This window comes from Kitasatospora sp. NPDC089509 (assembly GCF_044749365.1).
GTDB lineage: Bacteria > Actinomycetota > Actinomycetes > Streptomycetales > Streptomycetaceae > Kitasatospora.
In genome coordinates this window covers 66,977-88,627 of record NZ_JBIVHS010000033.1, presented here as the reverse complement: position 1 = coordinate 88,627, position 21,651 = coordinate 66,977, and the positions used below count along the sequence as shown (strand labels likewise).

At 74.8% G+C, this 21,651-nt stretch carries 20 protein-coding genes and 1 riboswitch; of the genes, 9 read left to right on the top strand and 11 right to left on the bottom strand.

From position 1 onward, the window contains the following. Positions 1–37: 37 nt before the first annotated feature. Positions 38–667, top strand: a complete 630-nt coding sequence (locus ACIP4P_RS40640) for a sulfite oxidase-like oxidoreductase (protein ID WP_400928127.1) — start codon at positions 38–40, stop codon at positions 665–667. 25 nt (positions 668–692) lie between these two features. Here the strand turns inward: ACIP4P_RS40640 and pknB are convergent, their stop codons facing one another. The 4 genes from pknB to thiO all read right to left on the bottom strand — a co-directional run bounded on the left by pknB (position 693) and on the right by thiO (position 4,867). After that, on the bottom strand, positions 693–2,471 hold the full coding sequence (gene pknB, locus ACIP4P_RS40635) for a Stk1 family PASTA domain-containing Ser/Thr kinase (RefSeq protein ID WP_400928124.1): 1,779 nt from the start codon (positions 2,469–2,471) through the stop codon (positions 693–695). A 159-nt stretch (positions 2,472–2,630) separates the two neighbouring features. Continuing rightward, positions 2,631–3,428, bottom strand: a complete 798-nt coding sequence (locus tag ACIP4P_RS40630; RefSeq protein WP_350515637.1) for a thiazole synthase — start codon at positions 3,426–3,428, stop codon at positions 2,631–2,633. 3 nt (positions 3,429–3,431) lie between these two features. Beyond that, positions 3,432–3,632: a sulfur carrier protein ThiS gene (thiS, locus tag ACIP4P_RS40625; RefSeq protein ID WP_400928160.1), complete on the bottom strand. Its 201-nt coding sequence runs from the start codon at positions 3,630–3,632 to the stop codon at positions 3,432–3,434. Between the two features lie 50 nt (positions 3,633–3,682). Continuing rightward, positions 3,683–4,867, bottom strand: a complete 1,185-nt coding sequence (thiO, locus tag ACIP4P_RS40620; protein WP_400928120.1) for a glycine oxidase ThiO — start codon at positions 4,865–4,867, stop codon at positions 3,683–3,685. Next, positions 4,862–4,974: riboswitch (TPP riboswitch) on the bottom strand. Its footprint overlaps the gene before it by 6 nt. Positions 4,975–5,071: 97 nt before the next feature. Between thiO and ACIP4P_RS40615 the strand changes: the two genes are divergently transcribed. From ACIP4P_RS40615 to thiE, 3 genes are read left to right on the top strand one after another with little or no spacing between them, the layout of a single operon-like run. After that, positions 5,072–6,268: an NAD(P)/FAD-dependent oxidoreductase gene (locus tag ACIP4P_RS40615; RefSeq protein ID WP_400928117.1), complete on the top strand. Its 1,197-nt coding sequence runs from the start codon at positions 5,072–5,074 to the stop codon at positions 6,266–6,268. Positions 6,269–6,301: 33 nt separating this feature from the next. Continuing rightward, complete coding sequence (locus ACIP4P_RS40610) at positions 6,302–6,667, top strand: Rv2175c family DNA-binding protein (RefSeq protein WP_350515633.1); 366 nt, start codon at positions 6,302–6,304, stop codon at positions 6,665–6,667. Next, positions 6,667–7,317, top strand: coding sequence for a thiamine phosphate synthase (gene thiE / locus ACIP4P_RS40605; protein WP_350515632.1), 651 nt, complete (start codon positions 6,667–6,669; stop codon positions 7,315–7,317). Before ACIP4P_RS40610 ends, thiE begins: the two co-directional genes overlap by 1 nt. Before the next feature lie 25 nt (positions 7,318–7,342). Here the strand turns inward: thiE and ACIP4P_RS40600 are convergent, their stop codons facing one another. Next, a complete protein-coding gene (locus ACIP4P_RS40600) occupies positions 7,343–8,449 on the bottom strand; it encodes a polyprenyl synthetase family protein (protein WP_400928112.1) in 1,107 nt (368 codons plus the stop codon). Between the two features lie 175 nt (positions 8,450–8,624). Here ACIP4P_RS40600 and metF point away from each other — a divergent pair, with 175 nt between their 5' ends. Further along, positions 8,625–9,539: a methylenetetrahydrofolate reductase [NAD(P)H] gene (gene metF, locus ACIP4P_RS40595; protein WP_400928109.1), complete on the top strand. Its 915-nt coding sequence runs from the start codon at positions 8,625–8,627 to the stop codon at positions 9,537–9,539. Positions 9,540–9,705: 166 nt separating this feature from the next. Beyond that, on the top strand, positions 9,706–10,572 hold the full coding sequence (locus tag ACIP4P_RS40590; RefSeq protein ID WP_400928106.1) for a hypothetical protein: 867 nt from the start codon (positions 9,706–9,708) through the stop codon (positions 10,570–10,572). A 16-nt stretch (positions 10,573–10,588) separates the two neighbouring features. Here the strand turns inward: ACIP4P_RS40590 and ACIP4P_RS40585 are convergent, their stop codons facing one another. Together ACIP4P_RS40585 and ACIP4P_RS40580 are read right to left on the bottom strand one after the other, a co-directional pair. Continuing rightward, on the bottom strand, positions 10,589–12,082 hold the full coding sequence (locus ACIP4P_RS40585) for a phytoene desaturase family protein (RefSeq protein ID WP_400928103.1): 1,494 nt from the start codon (positions 12,080–12,082) through the stop codon (positions 10,589–10,591). A 9-nt stretch (positions 12,083–12,091) separates the two neighbouring features. Further along, the gene (locus ACIP4P_RS40580) at positions 12,092–12,709 is read right to left on the bottom strand and encodes a DUF4126 domain-containing protein (protein ID WP_400928100.1); all 618 of its coding nucleotides are present in this window, start codon (positions 12,707–12,709) and stop codon (positions 12,092–12,094) included. A 582-nt stretch (positions 12,710–13,291) separates the two neighbouring features. Between ACIP4P_RS40580 and ACIP4P_RS40575 the strand changes: the two genes are divergently transcribed. The 3 genes from ACIP4P_RS40575 to ACIP4P_RS40565 all read left to right on the top strand — a co-directional run bounded on the left by ACIP4P_RS40575 (position 13,292) and on the right by ACIP4P_RS40565 (position 15,431). Beyond that, a complete protein-coding gene (locus ACIP4P_RS40575) occupies positions 13,292–13,897 on the top strand; it encodes an SAV_6107 family HEPN domain-containing protein (RefSeq protein ID WP_400928157.1) in 606 nt (201 codons plus the stop codon). A 29-nt stretch (positions 13,898–13,926) separates the two neighbouring features. Next, complete coding sequence (locus tag ACIP4P_RS40570; RefSeq protein ID WP_400928097.1) at positions 13,927–14,679, top strand: methyltransferase domain-containing protein; 753 nt, start codon at positions 13,927–13,929, stop codon at positions 14,677–14,679. Positions 14,680–15,041: 362 nt separating this feature from the next. Then, positions 15,042–15,431: a DUF3040 domain-containing protein gene (locus tag ACIP4P_RS40565; RefSeq protein ID WP_350515624.1), complete on the top strand. Its 390-nt coding sequence runs from the start codon at positions 15,042–15,044 to the stop codon at positions 15,429–15,431. Positions 15,432–15,557: 126 nt separating this feature from the next. Here ACIP4P_RS40565 and ACIP4P_RS40560 read toward each other — a convergent pair whose 3' ends face one another. The 4 genes from ACIP4P_RS40560 to ACIP4P_RS40545 form a co-directional block, all read right to left on the bottom strand. After that, on the bottom strand, positions 15,558–17,993 hold the full coding sequence (locus tag ACIP4P_RS40560; protein WP_400928093.1) for a transglutaminaseTgpA domain-containing protein: 2,436 nt from the start codon (positions 17,991–17,993) through the stop codon (positions 15,558–15,560). Then, positions 17,990–19,312 carry a DUF58 domain-containing protein gene (locus ACIP4P_RS40555; RefSeq protein ID WP_400928090.1) on the bottom strand — a complete coding sequence of 441 codons (1,323 nt, stop codon included), beginning with the start codon at positions 19,310–19,312 and terminating at the stop codon, positions 17,990–17,992. Before ACIP4P_RS40555 ends, ACIP4P_RS40560 begins: the two co-directional genes overlap by 4 nt. Before the next feature lies 1 nt (position 19,313). Continuing rightward, a complete protein-coding gene (locus tag ACIP4P_RS40550) occupies positions 19,314–20,285 on the bottom strand; it encodes a MoxR family ATPase (RefSeq protein WP_350515657.1) in 972 nt (323 codons plus the stop codon). A gap of 302 nt (positions 20,286–20,587) precedes the next feature. After that, a complete protein-coding gene (locus tag ACIP4P_RS40545) occupies positions 20,588–21,130 on the bottom strand; it encodes a carbonic anhydrase (RefSeq protein WP_350515621.1) in 543 nt (180 codons plus the stop codon). Between the last annotated feature and the right edge of the window lie 521 nt (positions 21,131–21,651).

The window sequence follows — 21,651 nt, the reverse complement described above, 5'->3', positions numbered from 1 at the left end:
GCGACGGGGCTTGTCCGCCGTCTGTCACCATGGAGCCATGGGTCAGTCCGAACGAGAGCCGCTTCCGCCGTCTGACCCGAGACTCCCCCCGGGCCAGCGCGTCCAGCGCGGCTGGCCCGCCCTGCACTACGGCCCGGTGCCCCGCTTCAAGCCGCTGACCTGGGACCTCCAGGTGTTCGGCGCCACCGCCTCGGCGGAGAAGGGCAGCTGGGACTTCCCGGCCTTCAACGCCCTGCCGCGCACCACCGTGGTCGCCGACCTGCACTGCGTCACCAAGTTCTCGGTGCTCGGCAACACCTGGACGGGCGTGTCCGCGGCCCTGCTGCTCGACCTGGTGCCCCCGGCGCCCGGCGTCACCCATGTGATGGTCTGGGCCGAGTACGGCTACAGCGCCAACCTGCGGCTGGCCGACTTCGCCGACGAGCACACCCTGCTCGCCACCCACCGCAACGGCGAGGCGCTGACCGCCGAGCACGGCTTCCCGGTCCGGCTGGTGGTGCCCCGGCTGTACGCCTGGAAGGGCCCCAAATGGGTGCGCGCGGTGGAGTACATGCGGGCCGACCGGCGCGGCTTCTGGGAGGAGCGCGGCTACCACAACCTGGCCGACCCCTGGCGCGAGCAGCGCTACTCCTACCAGGAGGAGCCGGGCGACGGGCCGCTCCGCTGAGCGGCCGACGCCGCCGCAACCGCCGTCAGAACAGCGAGTAGTTGACCGTCACCACGGACTTCTGCGGGCGCCGCTCGCCGGCCGCCGGGGACTGGCTGCCCACCTTGCCCATGCCGAGCGTCCAGTCGGTCCCGGCCTTCATGGTGAAGCCCGCCGCCTGCAGCGCCTTCTGGGCGTCGTCCCGGTTCATCCCGGTGACGTCCGGGACGGGCACCATGCCCTTGCTGACCACCAGCGCGACCGCGGCGTTCTCCTGCAGCAGCTGCCCGGCGGCCGGCGAGCTGCTGATCACCGAGCCCTCCGGCACGGTGTCGTCGTAGGTCTGGGTCACGCCGCCCCTGGTCAGCTGGGCGCCGGCCAGCGCGGCGGCCGCGTCGTCGGCGCTCTTGCCGGTGACGTCCGGCACCGCGACCCGCTTGGGGCCCTTGGAGAGGGTCACCGTCACCGAGTCGCTCTTGCGGGTGCGCGCCCCCACCCCGGGGTCGGTGGAGATGACCTGCCCGGTCGGCACCGACTCGCTGAAGGTCTCGACGTACCGGCCGTGCATGCCCTCCCGGTCCAGGATCCGCTGCGCCTCCGAGCGGTCCTTGCCGAGCACGCTCGGCACCGAGCCGTACAGCCCCTCGGAGATCCCGTAGGTGACCCCGCCGACCGCCAGCACCAGGGCGGTCAGCGCGGCGGTCCAGATCAGCGGCTTGCGCGGAAGGCGGCGCAGCCGACTCGGCCGGCGCGCCCGGACCGGGGTCGGTTCGTCGTACGGGCGGGGCTCGACCAGCAGCTGTTCCATCAGCTCGGCCGGCACGTCCAGCACGCTGGTGCGCTCCGGCGCCGGGGCGTCCGCGGGCCGGGGGAGCTGCTGGATCACCGAGGTCGGCTCGCTGGTCGGGTAGCGCGGGCTGGGCCGGGTGGAGGCCGGCGGCTCGGCGTCCAGCTCGGCCGGGGTGAGCGTGCGGCGGACCCGCTGGAGCGCGGCGAGCAGCTCCACCGCGTCGTACGGGCGGGCGTCGGCGGCCCGGGCGCAGGCACCGGCCACTATGGCGTCCAGCGCCGGGGCGACGGAGGGGGCGATCAGCGAGGGGGCGGGGACGTCCTCGTGCAGGTGCTTGTACATCACCTGGACGGGGTTGTCGCCGGTGTGCGGGCGGCGGCCGGTCAGCATCTCGTACAGCAGGATGCCGGCCGCGTAGACGTCGACCCGCTGGTCGGTGGGGGCGTCCGGGAGGATCTGCTCGGGGGCCAGGTAGGAGACCGTGCCCATGACGGTGCCGCCGGTGGCGGTGCTGGTCGAGGTGGGGGCGCCCTCGGCGCTGCCGAGCACCCGGACCAGGCCGAAGTCGGCGACCTTGACCAGACCGGTCTCGGTGATCAGCACGTTCTCCGGCTTGACGTCCCGGTGGACCAGCCCGGCCCGGTGGGCGGCGCCGAGGGCGGCGAGCACCGGCTCCAGCACGTCCAGGGCGGCCCGGACGGACAGCGCGCCGCGGTCGCGCAGCAGGTCGCGCAGGGTGCGGCCGGGCACGTACTCCATGGCGAGGAAAACGTTTCCGCCGTCCGCGCCCTGGTCGAAGACGTTGACCACATTGGGGTGGGTGAGCTTGGCGACCGCCTTGGCCTCACGGATGAAGCGGGCGGTGAAGCCCTCGTCGCCGGCCAGCTGGGGGTGCATCACCTTGAGGGCGACCACCCGGTCCAGCCGGGTGTCGGTGCCCTTGTAGACGGTGGACATCCCGCCGGTCGCGATCCGCTGCTCGACCCGGTACCGGTTGTCGAGCAGGGCGCCGATCAGGGGGTCGTGCAAGGCCATGTCCACCCGGCGAGTCTAGTGGGGCGCCCGGCCGCCGGTCCCGGCGGACACCGCTCCGGGACCGGCTTGTGACACGGCCTACACGGCCTACACGGCCTACACGGCCTACACGGCCTACACGGCCTACACGGCCTGCACGGGCTGTGCGGCCGGTGCGGGCTAGAAGGCCGGCCGCTCGCGGGAGTCCAGGTCGGCGCGGCCCGCCATCGCGGAGGAGGCCTCGGCGTGGAAGCGGCGCGGGATGCGGCCGGCCCGGTGGGCGAGCCGGCCCGCCTCGGCGGCGTGCCGCATCGCCTCGGCCATCAGCACCGGCTCCTGGGCCCGGGTCACCGCGGAGGCGAGCATCACCGCCGCGCAGCCCAGCTCCATCGCCAGCGCCACGTCGGAGGCGGTGCCGGCGCCCGCGTCCAGGATCACCGGGACGCCCGCGTCCTCGACGATCAGCTGGAAGTTGTGCGGGTTGCGGATGCCCAGGCCGGAGCCGATCGGCGAGCCCAGCGGCATGATCGCCGCGCAGCCGACGTCCTCCAGCTTGCGCGCCAGCACCGGGTCGTCGTTGGTGTACGGGAGCACCGTGAAGCCGTCGTCGACCAGCGTCTCGGCGGCGTCCAGCAGCTCGATCGGGTCCGGCAGCAGGGTCCGCTCGTCGGCGATCACCTCCAGCTTCACCCAGTCGGTGCCGAGCGCCTCGCGGGCCAGCCGGGCGGTCAGCACGGCCTCGCCGGCGGTGAAGCAGCCGGCCGTGTTGGGCAGTACCCGGATGCCGTTGCGGGTGAGCACGTCCAGGACGGAGCCCTGGGTGGTGGCGTCCACCCGGCGCATGGCCACGGTGGTCAGCTCGGTGCCGGAGGCGAGCAGGGCGCGCTCCAGTACCTCCAGGCTCGGTGCTCCGCCGGTGCCCATGATCAGCCGGGAGGAGAAGGTCGTCCCGGCGATGGTCAGCAGGTCGTCGGCCATGGCTCAGCCTCCCTGGACGGCGGTGAGGATCTCGATCCGGTCGCCGCTGTTCAGTGCCGTCGCGGGCCACGAACTGCGCGGCACCACGGCCTCGTTGAGGGCGGCGGCGACACCGCTGTGGGCGGTGCTGACGGTGGCCACCAGGGCCGCGAGGGTGGTGGCGGCGGGCACCAGGCGGGGCTCGCCGTTGACGGTCAGCTCGATCTCGGTCGTGTCGATCCCGGTCGTGTCGAGCTCGGGCGTGCGGATCTCGGTCATGCGGTGGCCTTCATCAGGGGGGATGCGGGGGAGAACCGGGTGGGCGTGAACGGCCTGGCCAGGTCGGGGACTTCACCGGTCGCCAGGTAGTCGGCGAGCAGGTCGGCGGTCACCGGGGTGAGCAGCACCCCGTTGCGGTAGTGGCCGGTCGCGGCGATCAGCCCGGGCAGTGCGGTCGGGCCCAGCAGCGGGGCGTTGTCCGGCGAGCCGGGGCGCAGTCCGGCGGCCGTCTCGGACAGCGGGAGTTCGGTGATCCCCGGGACCAACTCATGCGCGTCACGCAGGAGTTCGTACACCCCGCCGGCCGTGACGGTGGTGTCGTAGCCCTGCTCCTCGGTGGTCGCGCCGATCACCAGCTCGCCGTTCTCGCGCGGTACCAGGTACAGGTGTTGGCCGCGCACCACCGCGCGGACGTTGCGGGAGAGGAACGGCCGGTAGGCCTCGGGGATCCGCAGGCGCAGCACCTGCCCCTTCACCGGGCGCACCGCGGGCAGCACCCCCTCGGGCAGGCCGGGCAGCCGGTGGCTGTGCGGGCCGGCGGCGAGCACCACCTGCCCGGCGGTCAGCCGCTCCCCGGTGCTCAGCCGGGCTCCGGTCGCGCGGCCGTCCTCGACCAGCAGCTCGACGGCCTCGGCCCGGTGCAGCAGCACGCCGGCCCGTTCGCAGGCGGCGACCAGGGCCGTGAGCAGCCGGCGCGGGTCCACCTGGTGGTCGTCCGCGACGTGCAGGCCGCCGCGAACCCCCGGGGCGAGCATCGGCTCCAGCCGCCGGGCCTCCCGGCCGGTCAGCCAGGTCGAGTCCAGGCCCAGCCGCTGGTGGAAGGCGTGCAGTTCGCGCAGTTCCTCGCGGTCGTCGGAGTCCAGCGCGACGGCGATGGTGCCGCAGCGGCGGTAGCCTGTGTCCAGGCCGCCGCTCGCTTCGGTGAGCTCGGCGGCGAAGCCCTCGTACCGCCGGTTGGAGGCCACCCCGAGGTGCAGCAGCGGCTCTTCGCCGTACTGCAGCTCGGTGACCGGGGCGAGCATCCCGGCGGCGACCCCGGCCGCGCCCCCGCCGTGCCGGGGGTCGATCACGATCACGTTCCGCAGCCCGCGCTGGGCGGCGCGCCAGGCCACGGCGAGGCCGATGACGCCCCCGCCGATCACCAGTACGTCCGCGTGGCTGCCTGCTGACAAGCGTGACAAAGCTGCTCTTCTCCCTTCGCCGGTATGACCCGGATCAGGTTCGGACGGTCGCGGGCCGTGTCAGCCCGCCTCTCAGCCCGGTACGCCGGGCTCCCGTGTGGTGCACCCACCTTAACGCCGGGGGTCGGCCCGGCCGAAGGGCCGTGCGAGGGGTGGGACGGGCGGCCACCGGGGGCCACCGGGCCCGTGGGTACAGTGACGGGCGTGGCAGAGCTGAGCAGCGCAACGGAGCTGGTGGTCGTCGTCGGGGCCGGGCTGGCCGGGGCGCAGTGCGCCCTGAAGCTGCGCGAGGGCGGCTGGCCCGGGCGGATCCAGCTGGTCGGCGAGGAGGCGCACCCGCCGTACGACCGGCCGCCGCTCTCCAAGGACGTCCTGCTCGGCAAGGCCGACGCCACCACCCTGGACATCGACTACGACGGCCTCGGCATCGAGCTGCTGACCGGCCGCCGCGCCACCGGCCTCACCCCGGGCGTGCTGCACACCGACGGCGGCGACCTGCGGTACGACTCCCTGGTGATCGCCACCGGCGCCACCCCGCGCGCGCTGCCCGGGGCCGAGCGCGCCCACCTGCTGCACACCCTGGACGACGCGCTGGCGCTGCGCGCCCTGCTCCGCCCCGGCTTGCGGCTGGTGCTGGTCGGTGCGGGCTGGATCGGCGCGGAGGTGTCCACCGCCGCCCGGCAGGCCGGCTGCGCGGTGACCGTGGTCGAGGCCGGTCCGGCGCCGGTGCCCGGGGCGCTGCCGACCGAGGTCGGCTCGGCGATGGCGGCCTGGTACGCGGGGGCCGGGGTGGAACTGCGCTGCGGGGTCGGGGTGGCCGCGGTCGAGCCCGGGGCGGTGCTGCTGGCGGACGGCACCCGCCTGCCCGCCGACGAGGTGGTGGTCGGCGTCGGCGCCCGGCCCGCGACCGGCTGGCTGGCCGGTTCGGCCGTGGAGCTGGACGGCTCCGGCGCGGTGGTCGTGGACGGCCGGCTGCGCACCACCCTGCCCGGGGTGTTCGCGGCCGGGGACTGCGTCAGCTACCCGTCGGCCCGCTCCGGCGCCCGGCTGGCCGTCCAGCACTGGGACCACGCGCTGCAGTCGGGCGGGGCCGCGGCCGCCGCCGTGCTGGGCGCGGACGCGCCGTACGACCCGGTGCCGTACTTCTGGTCCGAGCAGTTCGGGCGGATGGTCCAGTACGCCGGCCGGCACGCGGCGGGCGACGAACTGCTGTGGCGCGGCAGCCCGCAGGACGCCGCCTGGTCGGTGCTCTGGCTGCGCGACGGGGCGCCGAGCGCGCTGCTGGCCGTGGACCGGCCGCGCGACCTCACCCAGGGCCGGAAGCTGATCGAGCGCGGCGCGGTGCTCGACCGGGCCCTCGCCGCGGACCCCGCGGTGCCGCTCAAGGGGGCCACCGCTTAGCGCCGGGCGGTGCCGAGGTGGCAGTCTGGTGGCGTGAGCGAGATCGAAAGCAAGATTGAAGCCCTGGTCACCGAGTGGGTGTACCTCCCCGACATCTCCGAGCAGTGGGGGGTGCTGGTCACCGAGGTCCGCAACATGGTCAAGAAGGGCGAGCTGATCGCCGTCCGGCGCGGCCCGAACAAGTCGCTGCAGGTCCCGGCGGCGTTCATCGACGGCCCGGGCCTGGTCAAGCACCTGCCCGGCACCCTGACCGTGCTGCGCGACTGCGGGTACAACGACGTGGAGATCCTGGAGTGGCTCTTCACCGAGGACCCGTCGCTGCCCGGCAGCCCGATCCAGGCACTGCGGGAGAACCGCGGCACCGAGGTCAAGCGCCGCGCCCAGGCGATGCTGATCTGATGGCGGCGGACACGCTGCGCGCCCGGCTGGCCGACGCCCGGCTCTACCTGTGCACCGACGCCAGGCGCGAGCAGGGCGATCTGGCCGAGTTCCTGGACGCGGCGCTGGCCGGAGGGGTGGACATCGTCCAGCTCCGGGACAAGGGCCTGGAGGCCCGGCAGGAGCTGGCGGCCCTGGAGGTCTTCGCCGACGCCTGCCGCCGACACGGCAAGCTGCTGGCGGTCAACGACCGCGCCGACGTCGCCCACGCGGCCCGGCCGGACGTGCTGCACCTCGGCCAGGACGACCTGCCGGTGCCCGCCGCCCGGGCGATCCTCGGCGAGGACGTGCTGATCGGACGCTCCTGCCACGCCGAGTCCGAGGTGGACGCGGCCGTCGCCGAGCCGGGTGTCGACTACTTCTGCACCGGCCCGGTCTGGCCGACCCCGACCAAGCCGGGCCGCCACGCGCCGGGCCTCGACCTGGTCTCGTACGCGGCGAAGCAGGCCACCGACCGGCCGTGGTTCGCGATCGGCGGGATCGACCTCGGCAACCTGGACGAGGTGCTGGCCGCCGGCGCCCGGCGGATCGTGGTGGTCCGGGCGATCACCGCGGCCGAGGACCCGCGGGCGGCCGCCGCCGAGCTGGCCCGCCGGGTGCGCGCGGTCTGACGGCCTCCGGGGCCGTCGCCGTCCGTCAGTACTTGCGGACGGTGGCGGCCTCGGCCAGTGCCAGCAGCACCGCGCGGGCCCGTCCGTCGGCGAGCGGGGCCGCTTCGAGCGCGGCCAGCGACTGCCGCATCAGCTCCTCGATCCGGGCCTCCACCAGCTCCGGCGCACCGCTGCGGGCGACCAGCTCGCGCAGCCCGGCGACCTCCTCGGCGGCCAGGTCCCGGGCGCCCAGCCGGGCGTCCAGGTGCCGGGCGTCGGCCGTCGGCAGGGCGCGCATCGCGTGCGCGACCAGCAGGGTGCGCTTGCCCTCGCGCAGGTCGTCCCCGGCGGGCTTGCCGGTGACCGCCGGATCCCCGAAGACGCCGAGCAGGTCGTCCCGCAGCTGGAAGGCCTCGCCCAGCGGCAGTCCGAACGCGCCGAGCGCCTCCACCAGCCCGGGCCCGGCCCCGGCGAGCAGCGCGCCGACCTGCAGCGGCCGCTCGATCGTGTACTTCGCCGACTTGTAGTGCAGGACGGTCTGCGCCCGCTCCAGCGCGCCCTGGTCGGCCGAGTCGCCGGCCACCGGCTCCAGCACGTCCAGGTACTGGCCGACCATGACCTCGGTGCGCATCAGGTCGAACACCGGCTTGGCGGCCAGCACCGCCGCCGGGTCCAGGCCCGAGCGCAGGAACAGCTCGTCGCACCAGATCAGCAGCAGGTCGCCGAGCAGCACCGCGGCCGAGGAGCCGAACTGCTCGCGGTCGCCGCGCCAGCCGCTGTCCCGGTGCAGCGCCTCGAAGCGGCGGTGCACCGAGGGCAGGCCGCGGCGGGTGTCGCTGCGGTCCATCAGGTCGTCGTGCACCAGGGCGCTGGCCTGCAGCAGCTCCAGCGCGGCCGCCGCGTTGGCGATCCCGGTGCCGTCGGCGGGCCCGCCCGCGGCGCGCCAGCCCCAGTAGCAGAAGGCCGGGCGCAGCCGCTTGCCGCCGTCCAGCAGGAAGTCGCGCAGGGCGTCGGAGGCGGGCACCAGCTGCGGGGAGATCGTGCCGAGCAGCGCGGACTGGCCGTCCATGAACGCGGCGAGGGCTGCGTTGACGCGCGTGCGGACGTCCTCCACGTCAATGGGGTTGGCCGGCCGGATGGTGGACGAGGTCACGATGCTGCTCCGCTGGGTTCGCTGGGGTGCAGCAAGCGTAGCCGGGCGGCTGGGAACGGATGTGCGAGCGGGGTCGCCGGGGCGCGGGAGGGTGAACCGGAAGGGCATCCACTACTTGTCCCGAATCGTGGAATCGAGTTGTCCGCCCCCTCCGGAGGCCCGATAGCCTGCCAGCATGGCACTCGGCATCGCTTCCACGAGAACGGACCGCGCACAGACGGTTCGCGAGCTCCTGGCGGCCGGAAAGCGCTCCTTCTCGTTCGAGTTCATGCCGCCGCGCACCGAGGTCGGCGAGCAGAAGCTCTGGGACGCCATCCGTCGGCTCGAACCGCTGGACCCGAACTTCGTCTGCATGACGTACGGCGCCGGCGGGTCCTCGCGCGAGCGCACCGTCAACATCGTCGGCCGGATCGCCACCGAGACCACGCTCACCCCGGTCGCCCACCTGACCGCGGTGGACCACTCGGTCGCCGAACTGCGCAACATCATCGGCCAGTACGCCGACCAGGGCGTGCGGAACGTCCTCGCGGTCCGGGGCGACCCGCCCGGCGACCCGATGGGCGAGTGGGTCCGTCACCCGGACGGCGTCACCTACGCCTACGAGCTGGTGGAGCTGATCAAGGGCATCGGCGACTTCTGCGTCGGCGTCGCGGCCTCGCCGAACATGCACCCGCGTTCCACCGACTGGGACGAGGACATCCGGCACTTCGTCGCCAAGGTCCGCTCCGGCGCGGACTACGCGATCACCCAGATGTTCTTCGAGGTGGACGACTACCTGCGGTTCCGCGACCGGGTGACCGCCGCGGGCTGCGAGACGCCGATCATCCCGGAGATCATGCCGGTGACCAACGCCAAGCAGCTGGAGCGCTTCCCCCAGCTCAGCGGCTCGGCCTTCCCGGCCGACCTGGAGGCCCGGCTGCGGGCGGTCACCGACGACCCGGCGGCGCTGCGGGCGCTCGGCATCGAGCACGCCACCGCGATGGCCGAGCGGCTGCTCTCCGAGGGCGCGCCCGGCCTGCACTTCATCACGCTCAACCACTCGACGGCGACGCTGGAGATCTACCAGAACCTGGGGCTGCACCAGCGCTGATCACCGCTGTTCACGGGCCCGTCACCGGCATCCGGTGGCGGGCCCCGGTCGCCTCCGACCGGGGCCTCCGGGGGCGGGAACGCGATGCGGTACCCCGGCCGTTGAACCGGTACAGTCGCCGCACACGCGCGGCTAGCGCGGGCACGCGACTGGAGGTAGCGCGCGGATGGGCATCGGATACCTGCTGCTGTACGTCGCGTTGGCGGTGGTGGCGCTCTGGCTGGTCGCCGAGGTGCTGCTGCAGAACCGGGCGCCGGTGCACTGGCGGGTGCTCGCCCTGACCGGCTTCCTGGCGGTGGCGGTCGGGATGGGTCTCGGCTCGGTCGTGGTGATCGGCGCCGGAGCGGGCCTGTTCGCGGTCGGCCAGGCCTTCGTCACCCTCTCGGTCAAGCGCGGCTACCAGGCCGGCTGGTCCCTGCGGAAGGCCGACGGCAGCCTGCCCGGCCCGCTCGCCAAGGTCCCGCTGCTCGGCGCCCTCACCGGCGGCGCGGTGGTCGCGGCCGCCGCGGCGGCGGAGGAGAAGCGGGTCGGCGAGGTCAGCGCGGTCGAGGAGACCCCGGACCCGGTGCCGGGACCGGCCGCCGAGGACGTCCCGGAGGTCGAGCAGACGGCCGCCTTCGAGATGCAGGAGCTCGCCCAGGACGGCGTCTACGCCCCCTCGTACTACGAGCAGCCGCAGACCCAGCAGCCGCAGGACCCGTACACCCAGGCCGGCTACCAGCCCGGTTACGAGCAGCAGCAGTGGCAGCCCCAGCAGCAGCCCGCCTACGCCTACGACCAGCAGTCCTACGGCGGCTACCCGCAACAGCAGCAGGACCCGTACGGCGGCTACCAGCAGGTCCAGGACCCGTACGCGGGCTACCAGCAGCAGCAACAGGCCTGGGACCCGAACGCCCAGCAGCCCGACCACCAGCAGCACGACCACCAGCAGTGGCAGCCCCAGCCGGACCAGCACGGCCAGGGCATCCCGCAGCAGCCGGCGTACGACCAGAACTACGGCTACCAGCAGCAGAACACCTGGCACCAGGGCTGAGGCCGGCGCCTCCGCGCTACGCCGGGCCGATCAGGCCGGCGGTGATGCAGGCCGACATGCCGACCCGGGCGAGCCCGCCGCCGGGGTGGGCGTTGCCGCCGACCAGGTAGAGGCCGGGGACGGGGGACTCGTTGGCGGCCTTCAGCCACGTGCCCGAGGAGCCGGCCAGGACCGGGCGGGCGACCGCGCCGGCGAGGGTGCCGGTCTCCCGGCGGGTGTCCTCCGGGGTGCGCACGACCCGCCACAGCACCCGCTCGCGCAGGCCCAGGCCGGCCGCGTCCACATGGGCGAGCAGCCGGTCGGCGTAGCGGTCGGCGACGCCCGGGGCCGTCCAGTCGAACTCGCCCTGGGCCGGGACGGTCGCGGTCAGCACCACGCTCTCGTGGGCGTCGTCCGGCCGCAGCGACGGGTCGTCCGGGCGCAGCACCTGGACGGTGGGGCGCTCGCAGGGCGGCACCGAGAGGGTCAGCGCGTTCGCCTCGGCGGCCGGGTCGGCCGCGTGCACCACCGTTCGGTGCGCGGTGCCCTCCGGCCGGGCCCCGCGCAGGGCGAGCAGCACGCTGAACCGGCCGGGCACCTCGTGCGGCTCCCAGTCGTCGACGGGCAGCCCGGGCCACTCGGCGAGGCCGTGGCGGAAGAAGGCGTTGGTGTCCATCGCGGAGACCACCAGGTCCGCGTCGATCCGGCCGTCCGCCGTCTCGACCCCGGCCGCCCGGCCCCCCTCGACGACCACCCGGGTGACCGGGGTGTCGAAGCGGAACCCGACCCGGCGCAGTTCACAGCGGCGGAACACCGCGTCCGCCAGCGACCGCAGGCCGCCCCGGATGTACCAGACGCCGAAGGACTGCTCCATGTACGGCAGCACGGTGGCCCCGGCCGGCGCCTCGCCCGGGGGGAAGCCGTACCGGACGGCGGGCTCGAACAGCAGGGCGGTCAGGCCGGGGTGGCCGCCGAGCTCGCGTGCGGCGACGTCCCGGAGGGTCCAGGGCCGGGGGCGGCGCAGCCGGGCCAGGCCGGTGGGCGGCGGGGCGGGGTACGGGTCGGTGCCCAGGAACGCGCGGTCGGCCGGGAGCGGCTCCTCCAGCAGCGGGCGGCGGGTGGCCTCCCAGACCGTCCGGCCGTGGTTCATCACCTCGCTCCAGCGGGCGCCGGAGCCGGCCCCGAAGGCGGCGTCCAGGGCCTGGCTGACACCGCCGCGGGAGGCGTTGGGCAGGGTGACGGCGGTGCCGTCCGGGAACAGGTGCCGGCTCTCCGGGTCCACCGGCGCCAGGTCGACCAGCTCCTCCAGCGGCTCCCGGCCGGTCTTCAGCGCGAGGTCGCGGTAGACCGCCGGGAGGGCGAGCAGGCCCGGCCCGGTGTCGAAGGCGAAGCCGTCGCGCTCGTACCGGCCGACCATGCCGCCGTACGTGCCGCTCGCCTCGCAGACCGTCACCCGGTGTCCGAGGGTCGCCAGCCGGGAGGCCGCCGCGAGCCCGCTCATTCCTGCGCCGATGATGACGATCCGTGCCATGCCCTGATCCTAGGGCTGACCTGCGGGCGGCCGGTCGGCGGCCGTCCGGGCGGCCTTGCGCTCGCGCCGCCGGGCCCGGAAGGCCCGGATCCGGCTGATCGCCAGCCAGACCAGCAGCAGGCCGACCAGCAGCAGGACGGCGGCGATCGAGGCGGCCACCCAGGGGTGGAAGATCGCCAGGGTGACCAGGCCGGCCACCGAGAGGTCCTCCGTCAGGCTGACCGCGATGTTGCTGAACGGTTCCGGCGTGGTGTTCACGGCCATCCGCAGCGAGGCCTTCACCAGGTGGGTGACCAGCGCCGTGGTGCCGCCCATCGCGCCGGCCGCGACGTCGCTCAGCGAGCCCGGGTCGTTGCTCGCGATCAGCACGCCGACGACCGCGCCGGCGACCGGCCGGATCACGGTGTGCACGGCGTCCCAGACGGTGTCCACGTACGGGATCTTGTCGGCCACCGCCTCCAGCAGGAACAGCAGGGCCGCCGCGATCAGCACGTCGGTGCGCTCCAGCGCGTGCGGCACCGACTCCGCCCCGGCGAACCGGCCCAGCAGGCCGAGCAGCAGCACCACCGCGTACGCGTTGATGCCGCTGGCCAGACCGCTGGTGAAGATCAGCGGCAGGACCGTCATCGCGTCCCCCTCCTCGTCGTCCCGGGTCTCCCGACCCCGGCCGGGACCGCCCGGCCCCGCCGTACCGTACCCGGACCGGGACGCCGCGGGCCGCCGCCGCGGTTCCGCGCCCGGTCGGCCGCGGCCGACTGAGTACGGGTACTCAGATCCGCGGTTGAGTACGTCAGCGGATGGCCCGCCGACCTGCTGGGACGGGAGAGTGGTGGCACCCGGGAGGACGGCGCGTCGGGCGCCGGCCGCCCGGGTGGCGGATCCGTCCGCCCCCGGCCGGAACGGCCCGGGGCGGCCGGGATCCTCCTCGGGCGCCGGTCTCGGGCCCCGCACCGCCGACACGGGGCGGCGGAGCGGGCCGGGGGGAGGCCGGTCACCGTACGGGGGGTACGGGGGAAACGGGGGGAGTTCGCCACGGTCGCCCGGTGGGGGTGGGCGGGGCGACGGCAGACGGCGGCGGCGCGGACCGGGGGGACCGCGACCGCCGCCGGCGCGCTTTCCCGGGGCCGGATTGTCAGTGCCGCCGTTCACGATGGAGGAGCACGGACCACCCGGTCCGCGCGCTGCCTCGGAACGGGGGAGACCATGACCATCAGCCACCCGGAGCCCGTCACCGCCCGCCTCCACTCCGCCGCCCTGCCCCACACCCCCGACCCGGCCGGGGGCCGCCCCGCCGGGCGGGACGTCCATCCCGTGCTGCGCCGGATCGCCGCGCCGCCCGCCGCCCTCGACCTGCTCGCCGACGCCCACCGCACGCTGGCCCGCGCCCGCGCGCTGGAGGACCCGCTGGAGCGCTACGCCACCGCCCATCTGGCCGCGCTGCGCACGGTGGCGGCCGTGCTCGCCGTCCGCGGGCGGCCGGAGAAGAACCCGCGCCGGCGCAAGGCCATCCGCAGCGCCTGGGAGGTGCTGCCCGAGGTGGCCCCCGAACTCGCCGAATGGGCGCTCTACTACGGCGCCGGCGCCCGCCGCCGGGCCGCCGCCGAGGCCGGGATCCGGGGTGCCGCCTCGGCCCGCGACGCCGACGACCTGATCCGCAACTCGGCCCTGTTCCTGCGCCTGGTGGAACGCCTGCTCGGACTGCGTCCGGCCCCGCCCGCGCCCCGGCTGCCGTTCGACGGCGACGAGCCCCCGGGCGTGGACGTCGCGGCCCCGGCAGGGATCCAGGAGACAGGCCCTAAGGTGGAGGCATCCTGATCGATCTGCACGTGCCGAGGAGTCCCACCTTGTACCCGACGCGTCCCCGCAGTGCCCTGCGTACCGCCGTGGTCTGGGAGGTGGTGCGGGCAGCCCTGGAGAAGCGGGCGGCCGAGCTGGACCAGCCGGTGCTCGACGTGGTCGACACCGGCGGCGGCACCGGCAACTTCGCCGTGCCGGTGGCCAGGCTCGGCCACCGGGTCACCGTGGTCGACCCGAGCCCGGACGCGCTGTTCGCGCTGGAGCGCCGGGCTGCGGAGGCCGGGGTGACGGAGCTGGTCCGGGCCGTCCAGGGGGACACCCAGACGCTGCCCGAGCTGGTCGCCCCCGGCAGCGTGGACGCGGTGCTCTGCCACGGTGTGCTGGAGGTGGTGGACGACCCGGCCGAGGCGCTCGGCAGCCTGGCCGGCACCCTGCGCAAGGGCGGCCTGGTCAGCCTGCTGGCCGCCAACCGCAACGGCGCCGTGCTGGCCCGGGCGCTGGCCGGCCACTTCACCGAGGCCCGTACGGTGCTCTCCGCCGCCGACGGCCGCTGGGGCGAGCAGGACCCGATGCCGCGCCGCTTCACCGGCGAGGAGCTGGGCCGACTGGCCGAGGGCGCGGGACTGCGGGTGGAGTCGGTGCACGGGGTCCGGGTCTTCGCCGACCTGGTGCCCGGGGTGCTGGTGGACACCGAGCCGGGGGCGATGGAGGCCCTGCTGAAGCTGGAGGAGGCCGCCGCCGCGCAGCCCGCCTTCCACGCCGTCGCCACCCAGCTGCACCTGCTGGCCACCCTGGCCTGACCACCCGGTTCGCCTGCCGGACGCCCGCCGTTCGCCCCGGCGCATTCCCGGAGCACCCCAGGTCCGGGCCGATTCCAACAGGTCGGGCACTTGTCCGAGCCCTCCCGCGTTGACCCGGGTGCGGCCGTGCCCGGTCGAAGTGGCCAGGCCCACGCGGCGCAGACCACTCCGTAACGGGCCCACGGACCGTATGATCTGGGTAAAGCCGGAAAGCATGACAGCCGGACGCGTGGGGCATATGGACGACACGGGCCGGGTCCCCCGCACGGGCGTCCGACCGCATGCCCAAGGCTGATTGGACTGGCCTCCCCGACCGGGGTGGCGGACCGGTCGCACCCGCGACCGACGAGTAGGAGGACTCCGTGCCGCTCTCGGAGCACGAGCAGCGACTGCTCGACCAGATGGAGCGAGCGCTGTATGCCGAAGATCCCAAATTCGCGTCGGCGCTTGAGGGAACCGGGCTGCGCACTTTCACCCGTCGGCGGGTCTACCTGGCCGTCGCCGGTTTCGTGGTGGGGATCGGCCTGTTGATGGGCGGCATGGTCGTACCGGACCAGATCTGGGTCAGCGTCGTGGGCTTCCTGGTGATGCTCGGGTGCGCGGTGTTCGCGGTCACCGGCTGGCGCCGGGCCCCCGCGGGCCAGGGTTCCGGTCCCCGCCAGGCCGCCGCCCCGCGCCGCAAGGCCGGGATGATGGACCGGGTGGAGCAGCGCTGGCAGCGTCGCCGGGACGAGCAGACCGGCGGGTTCTGAGCAGCGGTTCCGCGAGGACGTACGAGAGCAGACGTACGAGAGCCGGGGCGGGCAGTCGATGGACTGCCCGCCCCGGCTCTCGTGTGTCCTGACCCCGGTCAGCGCTCCGGGGCCAGGACACCGGGGTCAGGACTCCGGCGTGGACTTCCTCCGCCGGGCGAGCACCCGCCGCACCGGGCCGGTGACCGCCCCGGAGATCCGGGTGACCGTGCCGCCGACCGCCGTCCGGGCCGCCCGCACCGCGTCGGAGAGCCGCCACCACAGCTGCGCCGAGGACGGCGGCAGCAGCAGCGCCCGCACCCGACCGGCCCGGCCGGCACCGGCCCACAGGGCACGCCGGGCGGTGCGCACGTCGGCGGCCAGCGGGGCCGTGGTGACCTGCCCGGGCGGGGCGTAGAGCACCCGCTCGGTGGCCAGCGCCAGCCGACCGGTGGCGGCCGCCGCGTCCGCGTCCAGCTCGGCCGCCTCGGTGATCCGCCGGGCGGCCGAGCGCGGGGTGCGTGACTCGTCCGGGGGAATTCCGAGGTCCCAGGCGGAGTCGACGAGCTCGTCCCAGGCGGCCAGCACCTGGGCGTCGGTGAGCTCCGTCGGACCGTCCCCGCCGGGTCGGCGCCGCCCGCCGCCGCCGAGTCGGCGACGGCGCACGGCGGTGCGCCAGAACATCGGTACGAGCAGCAGGAGAATCAGCGCCACCACCACGGCCAGGGTGCCGAGCACCTGCCCGGACAGCAGCCAGGAGTCATCGGCGGCCTGGCTGACGGCCTTGCTCTTGGGGCCGCAGTCGCCCAGCTGACGCTGCTTGGCGGTGCAGTCGGAGCTGTTGGTCGGTGCCGGGACGGCGGCCGCGCTGGTCGCGGCGGCGGTGGGCTGCTGGGTGGGCGCCGTGGTCGGGACGCCGGAGCCCTCGGAGTAGCGGGCCGGGACGCCCCGGCTCGGGGTCGGCTCGAAGCGCATCCAGCCGTAGCCGGAGAAGTACAGCTCGGGCCAGGCGTGGTACATCTTGCCGGTCACCGAGTAGGTGCCGTCGGCCTTGGCATCACCGGGGGTGAACCCGACCGCGACCCGGGCCGGGATCTTCAGCACCCGGGCCATCGCCGCCATGGTGGAGGCGAAGTGCACGCAGAAGCCCCGGCGGTCCTGAAGGAAGACCGCGATTGCGTTGCTGCCGGTGCCGCCCTGGACCGAGGTGTCGTACGTGAACTCCGAGCCGGTGAACCAGTTCACCAGGGCCGTCGCCCGGTCGTAGTCGTTGCGGGCGCCCGCGGTGACCGCCCTGGCCCGCTCGGCCACCACCGGGGGCAGGTCGGAGGGGATGGCGGTGTAGTGGTCCCGGATGTCCTGCGGGGCAGGGGTGGCGGCGCGCAGCTCGGAGGCGGTGGGCCGCAGGTCCAGCGTGCTGACCTGGTAGTGCAGGCCGCGGATCGCCTTGGCGTCGGCCGGCAGCACGGTGCGGGTCATCGGGTCGAGCCGCCACTGGCCGCGGTCGGGGAGCGAGACGGAGGCGGCCGGGTAGGGCATCGGCAGCCAGCTGTTCTCCAGATTCTCGCTGACCGTGAAGTCGCCCACGATCCGGGGGACGTTGGTGTCCCGCAGTCCCTCGGGGGCGGGCAGGGTGGTCGGGAGGGCGGTGACCACCGGGCTGCTGAGCTTCCAGTTGGTGCCGTCGAACTGGTCCAGCGAGCCGGTGCGCAGGTACGTCTGGCCGGCCAGGTCGCTCTCCATCTTGTAGCTGAGCAGTTCCGTGTCGCTCGGCTTGGTGATCGAGGCCTCCAGGCTGACCAGCGGGTCGAGACTGGTGGTCACGCTCCCGCCGCCGCCCTTGCCGCCGCCGCCGGAGTCGGAGCCCAGCAGCCCGAGGTCCCAGCGCGGCAGGAAGACCGGCAGCAGCATCGCCAGCGCCAGCGCCAGCACGCCGACCTGCTGGCCGCCCAGGCTGACCTGGTTGGAGGACAGCATGCCGTTCGAGCCGCCGCGGAAGACCCGCCCCCAGCGGGAGACCCGGTCCTGGCCCTCGGCGAACAGCAGCACCAGGTAGCCGGCCGCGGCGAAGCAGAACCAGACCCAGCTGCCGTGCTCACCGGCCAGGCCGTTGCCGATCGAGTAGAGCGCCAGCAGCGGCAGGCCGGCCAGCGCCGCCCGCCGGTAGGTGACCGCGACGGTGTCCACCAGGACGGCGATCAGGCCGACCGCGGAGACCAGGATCAGCCGCAGCCCGGCGGTCGGCGGCGCCGGGATGGCGTACTGCCGGATGTCGTCGAGGCCGCCGGAGAAGACCCGGCTCAGCACCTGGAGCGAGGACGAACCGGGCAGCACGCCGGCGATCATCCCGGAGCCGGCGAAACCGATCAGGATCAGCAGGAACAGCACCAGCAGCTGGGCCACCGGCACCGACCAGCGGTACAGCGGGGAGCGGCGCATCCCCGCGCCGACCGCCGCGACCACCGCGACCACCAGGAAGGCGTGGGTGAGCCAGCTGCGGGTGGTCAGCAGCGGCAGCATGCAGAGCGAGGCGAGGACGGTGGCCAGCGCCGAGTAGACGGTCAGTTTGGCCCGGGTGGTCACGCGCCGGCCTCTTCTCGGTAGGGGGCGGTGGTCTTGGCGCCGTCGGCGGCCCGCCACAGGTCCGGCACGGAGTCGCCGGCCCGGACCGGCAGGACCGTCCAGCCGGCCTCGCGCAGCTCCCGGACCCGCGCGCGGAAGGCGTCGCCGCCGGTGTCGGGGGCGAGCATCCGCAGGCCGGTCCAGGTCTCGGCGTCGAGCAGGAAGGCGACGGCCCCGCCGGTCCGGGCGCGCAGCCGGGCCAGTCGGGCGGCCTGCGCGTCGTCCAGGTCGCCGAGGACGGCGACCAGCAGGCCCTCGCCGCCGGCCCGCAGCGGCTCCTCGGCGCGGGAGAGCCCGGCGCCCTCGGACAGGTCGGCGACCGCGAGGGCGTCCAGGATCAGCCCGGAGGTGTCGGAGGCCAGGTTGTGGCCGCCGTCGCCGGGGCCGGGCACCGACTGGCCGGTGTCGGTGAGCAGCCGGGTCTGGTAGCCGCGCTCCAGCAGGTGCACGGCGACCGAGGCGGCGCAGCTGACCGCCCACTCGAAGGAGGAGGCGGGGCCGCTGCCGCGGTGGCCCACCTCACGGGTGTCCAGCAGGACGGTGGCGCGGGCCTTCTGCGGCTGCTCCTCGCGGCGCACCATCAGTTCGCCGTACCGGGCGGTGGAGCGCCAGTGCACCCGGCGCAGGTCGTCGCCGGGCCGGTACTCGCGCAGGATCACGTCGTCGTCGCCGGCCAGGGCCAGCGTGCGCGCGTGGCTCTCGCCCTGGCCGAGCCACTCGCCGCTGAGCCGCACCTGCGGCAGCGCCTGGACCTGGGGGACGACCGTGAGCACGTCGGAGGCGGCGAAGGCGCGGTTGACCTCGCACATCCCGAACGGGTCGGCCAGCCGCAGCTGCAGCGGCCCGAGCGGGTAGCGGCCGCGCAGGTCGGAGCGGACCCGGTAGGAGACCTCGCGGAAGCCGCGCGGCTCGACCCGGTCCAGCACGAAGCGCGGGCGCGGCCCGAGCACGTACGGGACCTTGTCCTCCAGGAGCAGCAGCCCGGTGGGCACCCGGGAGACGTTGTCCACCCGCAGGTGGACCCGGGCCTCCTGGCCGGCGATCGCCCGGCGCGGGCTGAGCCGGCGTCCGCTGGCCACCCGGTAGCGGGTGTTGGCGACCACCAGGGCGGCGGCCAGCGGCAGCGCGGCCAGCAGCACGCCGACCCGGAGCAGGGCGTCCTGGTCGAGCAGGTAGGAGCAGACCACCGCGGTCAGACCGGCCGCGAGGAAGGAGCGGCCCCGGGTGGTGAGGCCGCGCAGTCCGGCCCGCAGTCCGCCCGTCGGATCGGACGGGGTCACCTCAGCCCCTCCGGACGGCCGGGCCGCCCTGCGGACGCGGCAGCGGCAGTCGGGCGACCAGGTCGGTCACGATCTGCTCGGAGGTGCGGCGGCCGAGCTGGGTCTCGGCGGTCGGCATCAGACGGTGCGCCAGGACCGGGACGGCCAGGCGCTGGAGGTCGTCGGGGGTGACGTAGTCGCGCCCGTCCAGCGCGGCGGCGGCGCGGGCGGCCCGGACCAGGTGCAGGGTGGCGCGCGGCGAGGCGCCCAGCCGCAGTTCGGGGCTGGTGCGGGTGGCGGCTACCAGGTCGACGGCGTAGCGGCGGACCGGGTCGGCGATGTGCACGGTGCGGACCAGCTCGACCAGCTTGAGGATGTCGGCGGCGTGCGCGACCGGCTGGAGGTCGTCCAGCGGGTTGGCGCCGCCGTGCACGTCGAGCATCGCGAACTCGGCCTCGGGGCTGGGGTAGCCGATCGAGATCCGGGCCATGAAGCGGTCCCGCTGGGCCTCCGGGAGGGGGTAGGTGCCCTCCATCTCGACCGGGTTCTGGGTGGCCACGACCATGAACGGCGAGGGCAGCTCGTAGCTGGTGCCGTCGATGGTGACCTGGCGCTCCTCCATGGACTCCAGCAGCGCGGACTGGGTCTTGGGCGAGGCGCGGTTGATCTCGTCGCCGACCACGATCTGGGCGAAGATCGCGCCCGGGCGGAACTCGAAGTCGTGCCGCTGCTGGTCGTAGATGTTGGTACCGGTGACGTCCGAGGGCAGCAGGTCGGGGGTGAACTGGATCCGGCGCACGGTGCAGTCGACGGACTTGGCGAGGGCCTTGGCCAGCATGGTCTTGCCGACGCCGGGCACGTCCTCCAGCAGCAGGTGGCCCTCGGCGAGCAGGACGGTCAGGGCGATCCGGACGGCCTCCGGCTTGCCCTCGATCACGCTCTCGATGTTGGCGCGGACCCGGTCCACGACCGCGGCGAGCTCCGGCAGCCCGATCGGACCGTACCCGTTCGCCCTCTGCTCGCCCCCCGCAGGACTGCCGAGACCGGCCTGATCGTTGTAGCTCGTCACCCGTTTACGCTCCCTGGCACACCGTGCCCGCCTCACCCGAGACCGGCCCCCACCCCATGCTTGACGCGGCCGTCCCGGGGGCGGTTCCGAAGGAGGACCCGGCGCCGGGTGGGCGGCCTGCGGCCCGGCCGCCCCAGGTGGTTCGGGGTCTGACCGGCAGCCGCATTCTCCCCCGTTCGGCGGCCGGAAGTCACCATTCGGCCGTCCCCGAATGCCGGGCGGAAGGCCTAGCGGACCTCGCGCAGCAGCCCGGTGTGGACGTCGAAGACGAAACCGCGGACGTCGTCGGTGTGCAGCAGGAACGGGGAGGTGCGCACCCGCTGCATGGACTGGCGGACGTCGCCGTCCAGGTCGACGAAGGCCTCCACCGCCCACTGCGGGCGCTGGCCGACCTCCAGTTCCAGTTCGCGGCGGAAGTCCTCGGTGAGCCCGAGCAGGCCGCAGCCGGTGTGGTGGATCAGGGCGATCGAGCGGGTGCCGAGGGCGCGCTGACTGATCGTCAGCGACCGGATGGTGTCGTCGGTGACGACGCCGCCGGCGTTGCGGATGACGTGGGCGTCGCCCAGTTCGAGGCCGAGCGCCGCGAACAGGTCGAGGCGGGCGTCCATGCAGGCCACCACGGCGATCTTCTGGACCGGGCGGGCGTCCATGCCGCCGTCCCGGAAGGTCACCGCGTACTCGCGGTTGGCCGTGACGAAGCGGTCGATGATGGTGGGTCCGGCGGGGTCGGCAGCGGCGTTCGGCGTGGGCCGGTCGGGGGTCACTGTCATGGGGGCGACGTTAGTGCGATCCGGGGTCGTGCGGTGGGGCGGAGAGCTACAGAACGCGCCGCTGTGAGCGAGCGCATAGCGACAACGGGAGGGTTTGTCCGGGCTGGTCCCGGAGTGGGTCCGCGCCCGGTCGCCCGCAGGGGCGCGCGGGAGTCGGCCCGGGCCTCCGCCCGGGGGCCCCGCCGGGCCGTCCCGACGGCCGCGACCTGCGGTGATCCGTACCGCCGCCCGGGTGGTGCGCCGGAGCGGACCATTGACTGGGAGGGGCCGCGCGATAGAGTTGCGGAGCGTTGGAGCACACCCGCCGGAACCCGTCAACCGGGCGTTCCCGGCCGTGCGGCCCGGCCGATGCGGCCCGTGGCCTCCACCCGCTCCGTGTTCACCTGGCGCACCTTCCCCGGCGCCGGGCGGTCACGACCTTCCCCTTGAGCGGGCGGGGACCACGGGCCGCGTCGTCGCGTCGGCGGGCGGTGGGCGAGAATGGTCGGAGCTCCCGGTCGTCGGGCTGCTCCGCACCGAGG

Coding starts and splice junctions, on each gene's coding strand:
- ACIP4P_RS40585 (WP_400928103.1), bottom strand. CDS start 12,082: ATGGCACGGATCGTCATCATCGGCGCAGGAATGAGCGGGCTCGCGGCG.
- ACIP4P_RS40640 (WP_400928127.1), top strand. CDS start 38: ATGGGTCAGTCCGAACGAGAGCCGCTTCCGCCGTCTGACCCGAGACTC.
- ACIP4P_RS40580 (WP_400928100.1), bottom strand. CDS start 12,709: ATGACGGTCCTGCCGCTGATCTTCACCAGCGGTCTGGCCAGCGGCATC.
- pknB (WP_400928124.1), bottom strand. CDS start 2,471: ATGGCCTTGCACGACCCCCTGATCGGCGCCCTGCTCGACAACCGGTAC.
- metF (WP_400928109.1), top strand. CDS start 8,625: ATGGCACTCGGCATCGCTTCCACGAGAACGGACCGCGCACAGACGGTT.
- ACIP4P_RS40590 (WP_400928106.1), top strand. CDS start 9,706: ATGGGCATCGGATACCTGCTGCTGTACGTCGCGTTGGCGGTGGTGGCG.
- ACIP4P_RS40545 (WP_350515621.1), bottom strand. CDS start 21,130: ATGACAGTGACCCCCGACCGGCCCACGCCGAACGCCGCTGCCGACCCC.
- thiE (WP_350515632.1), top strand. CDS start 6,667: ATGGCGGCGGACACGCTGCGCGCCCGGCTGGCCGACGCCCGGCTCTAC.
- ACIP4P_RS40630 (WP_350515637.1), bottom strand. CDS start 3,428: ATGGCCGACGACCTGCTGACCATCGCCGGGACGACCTTCTCCTCCCGG.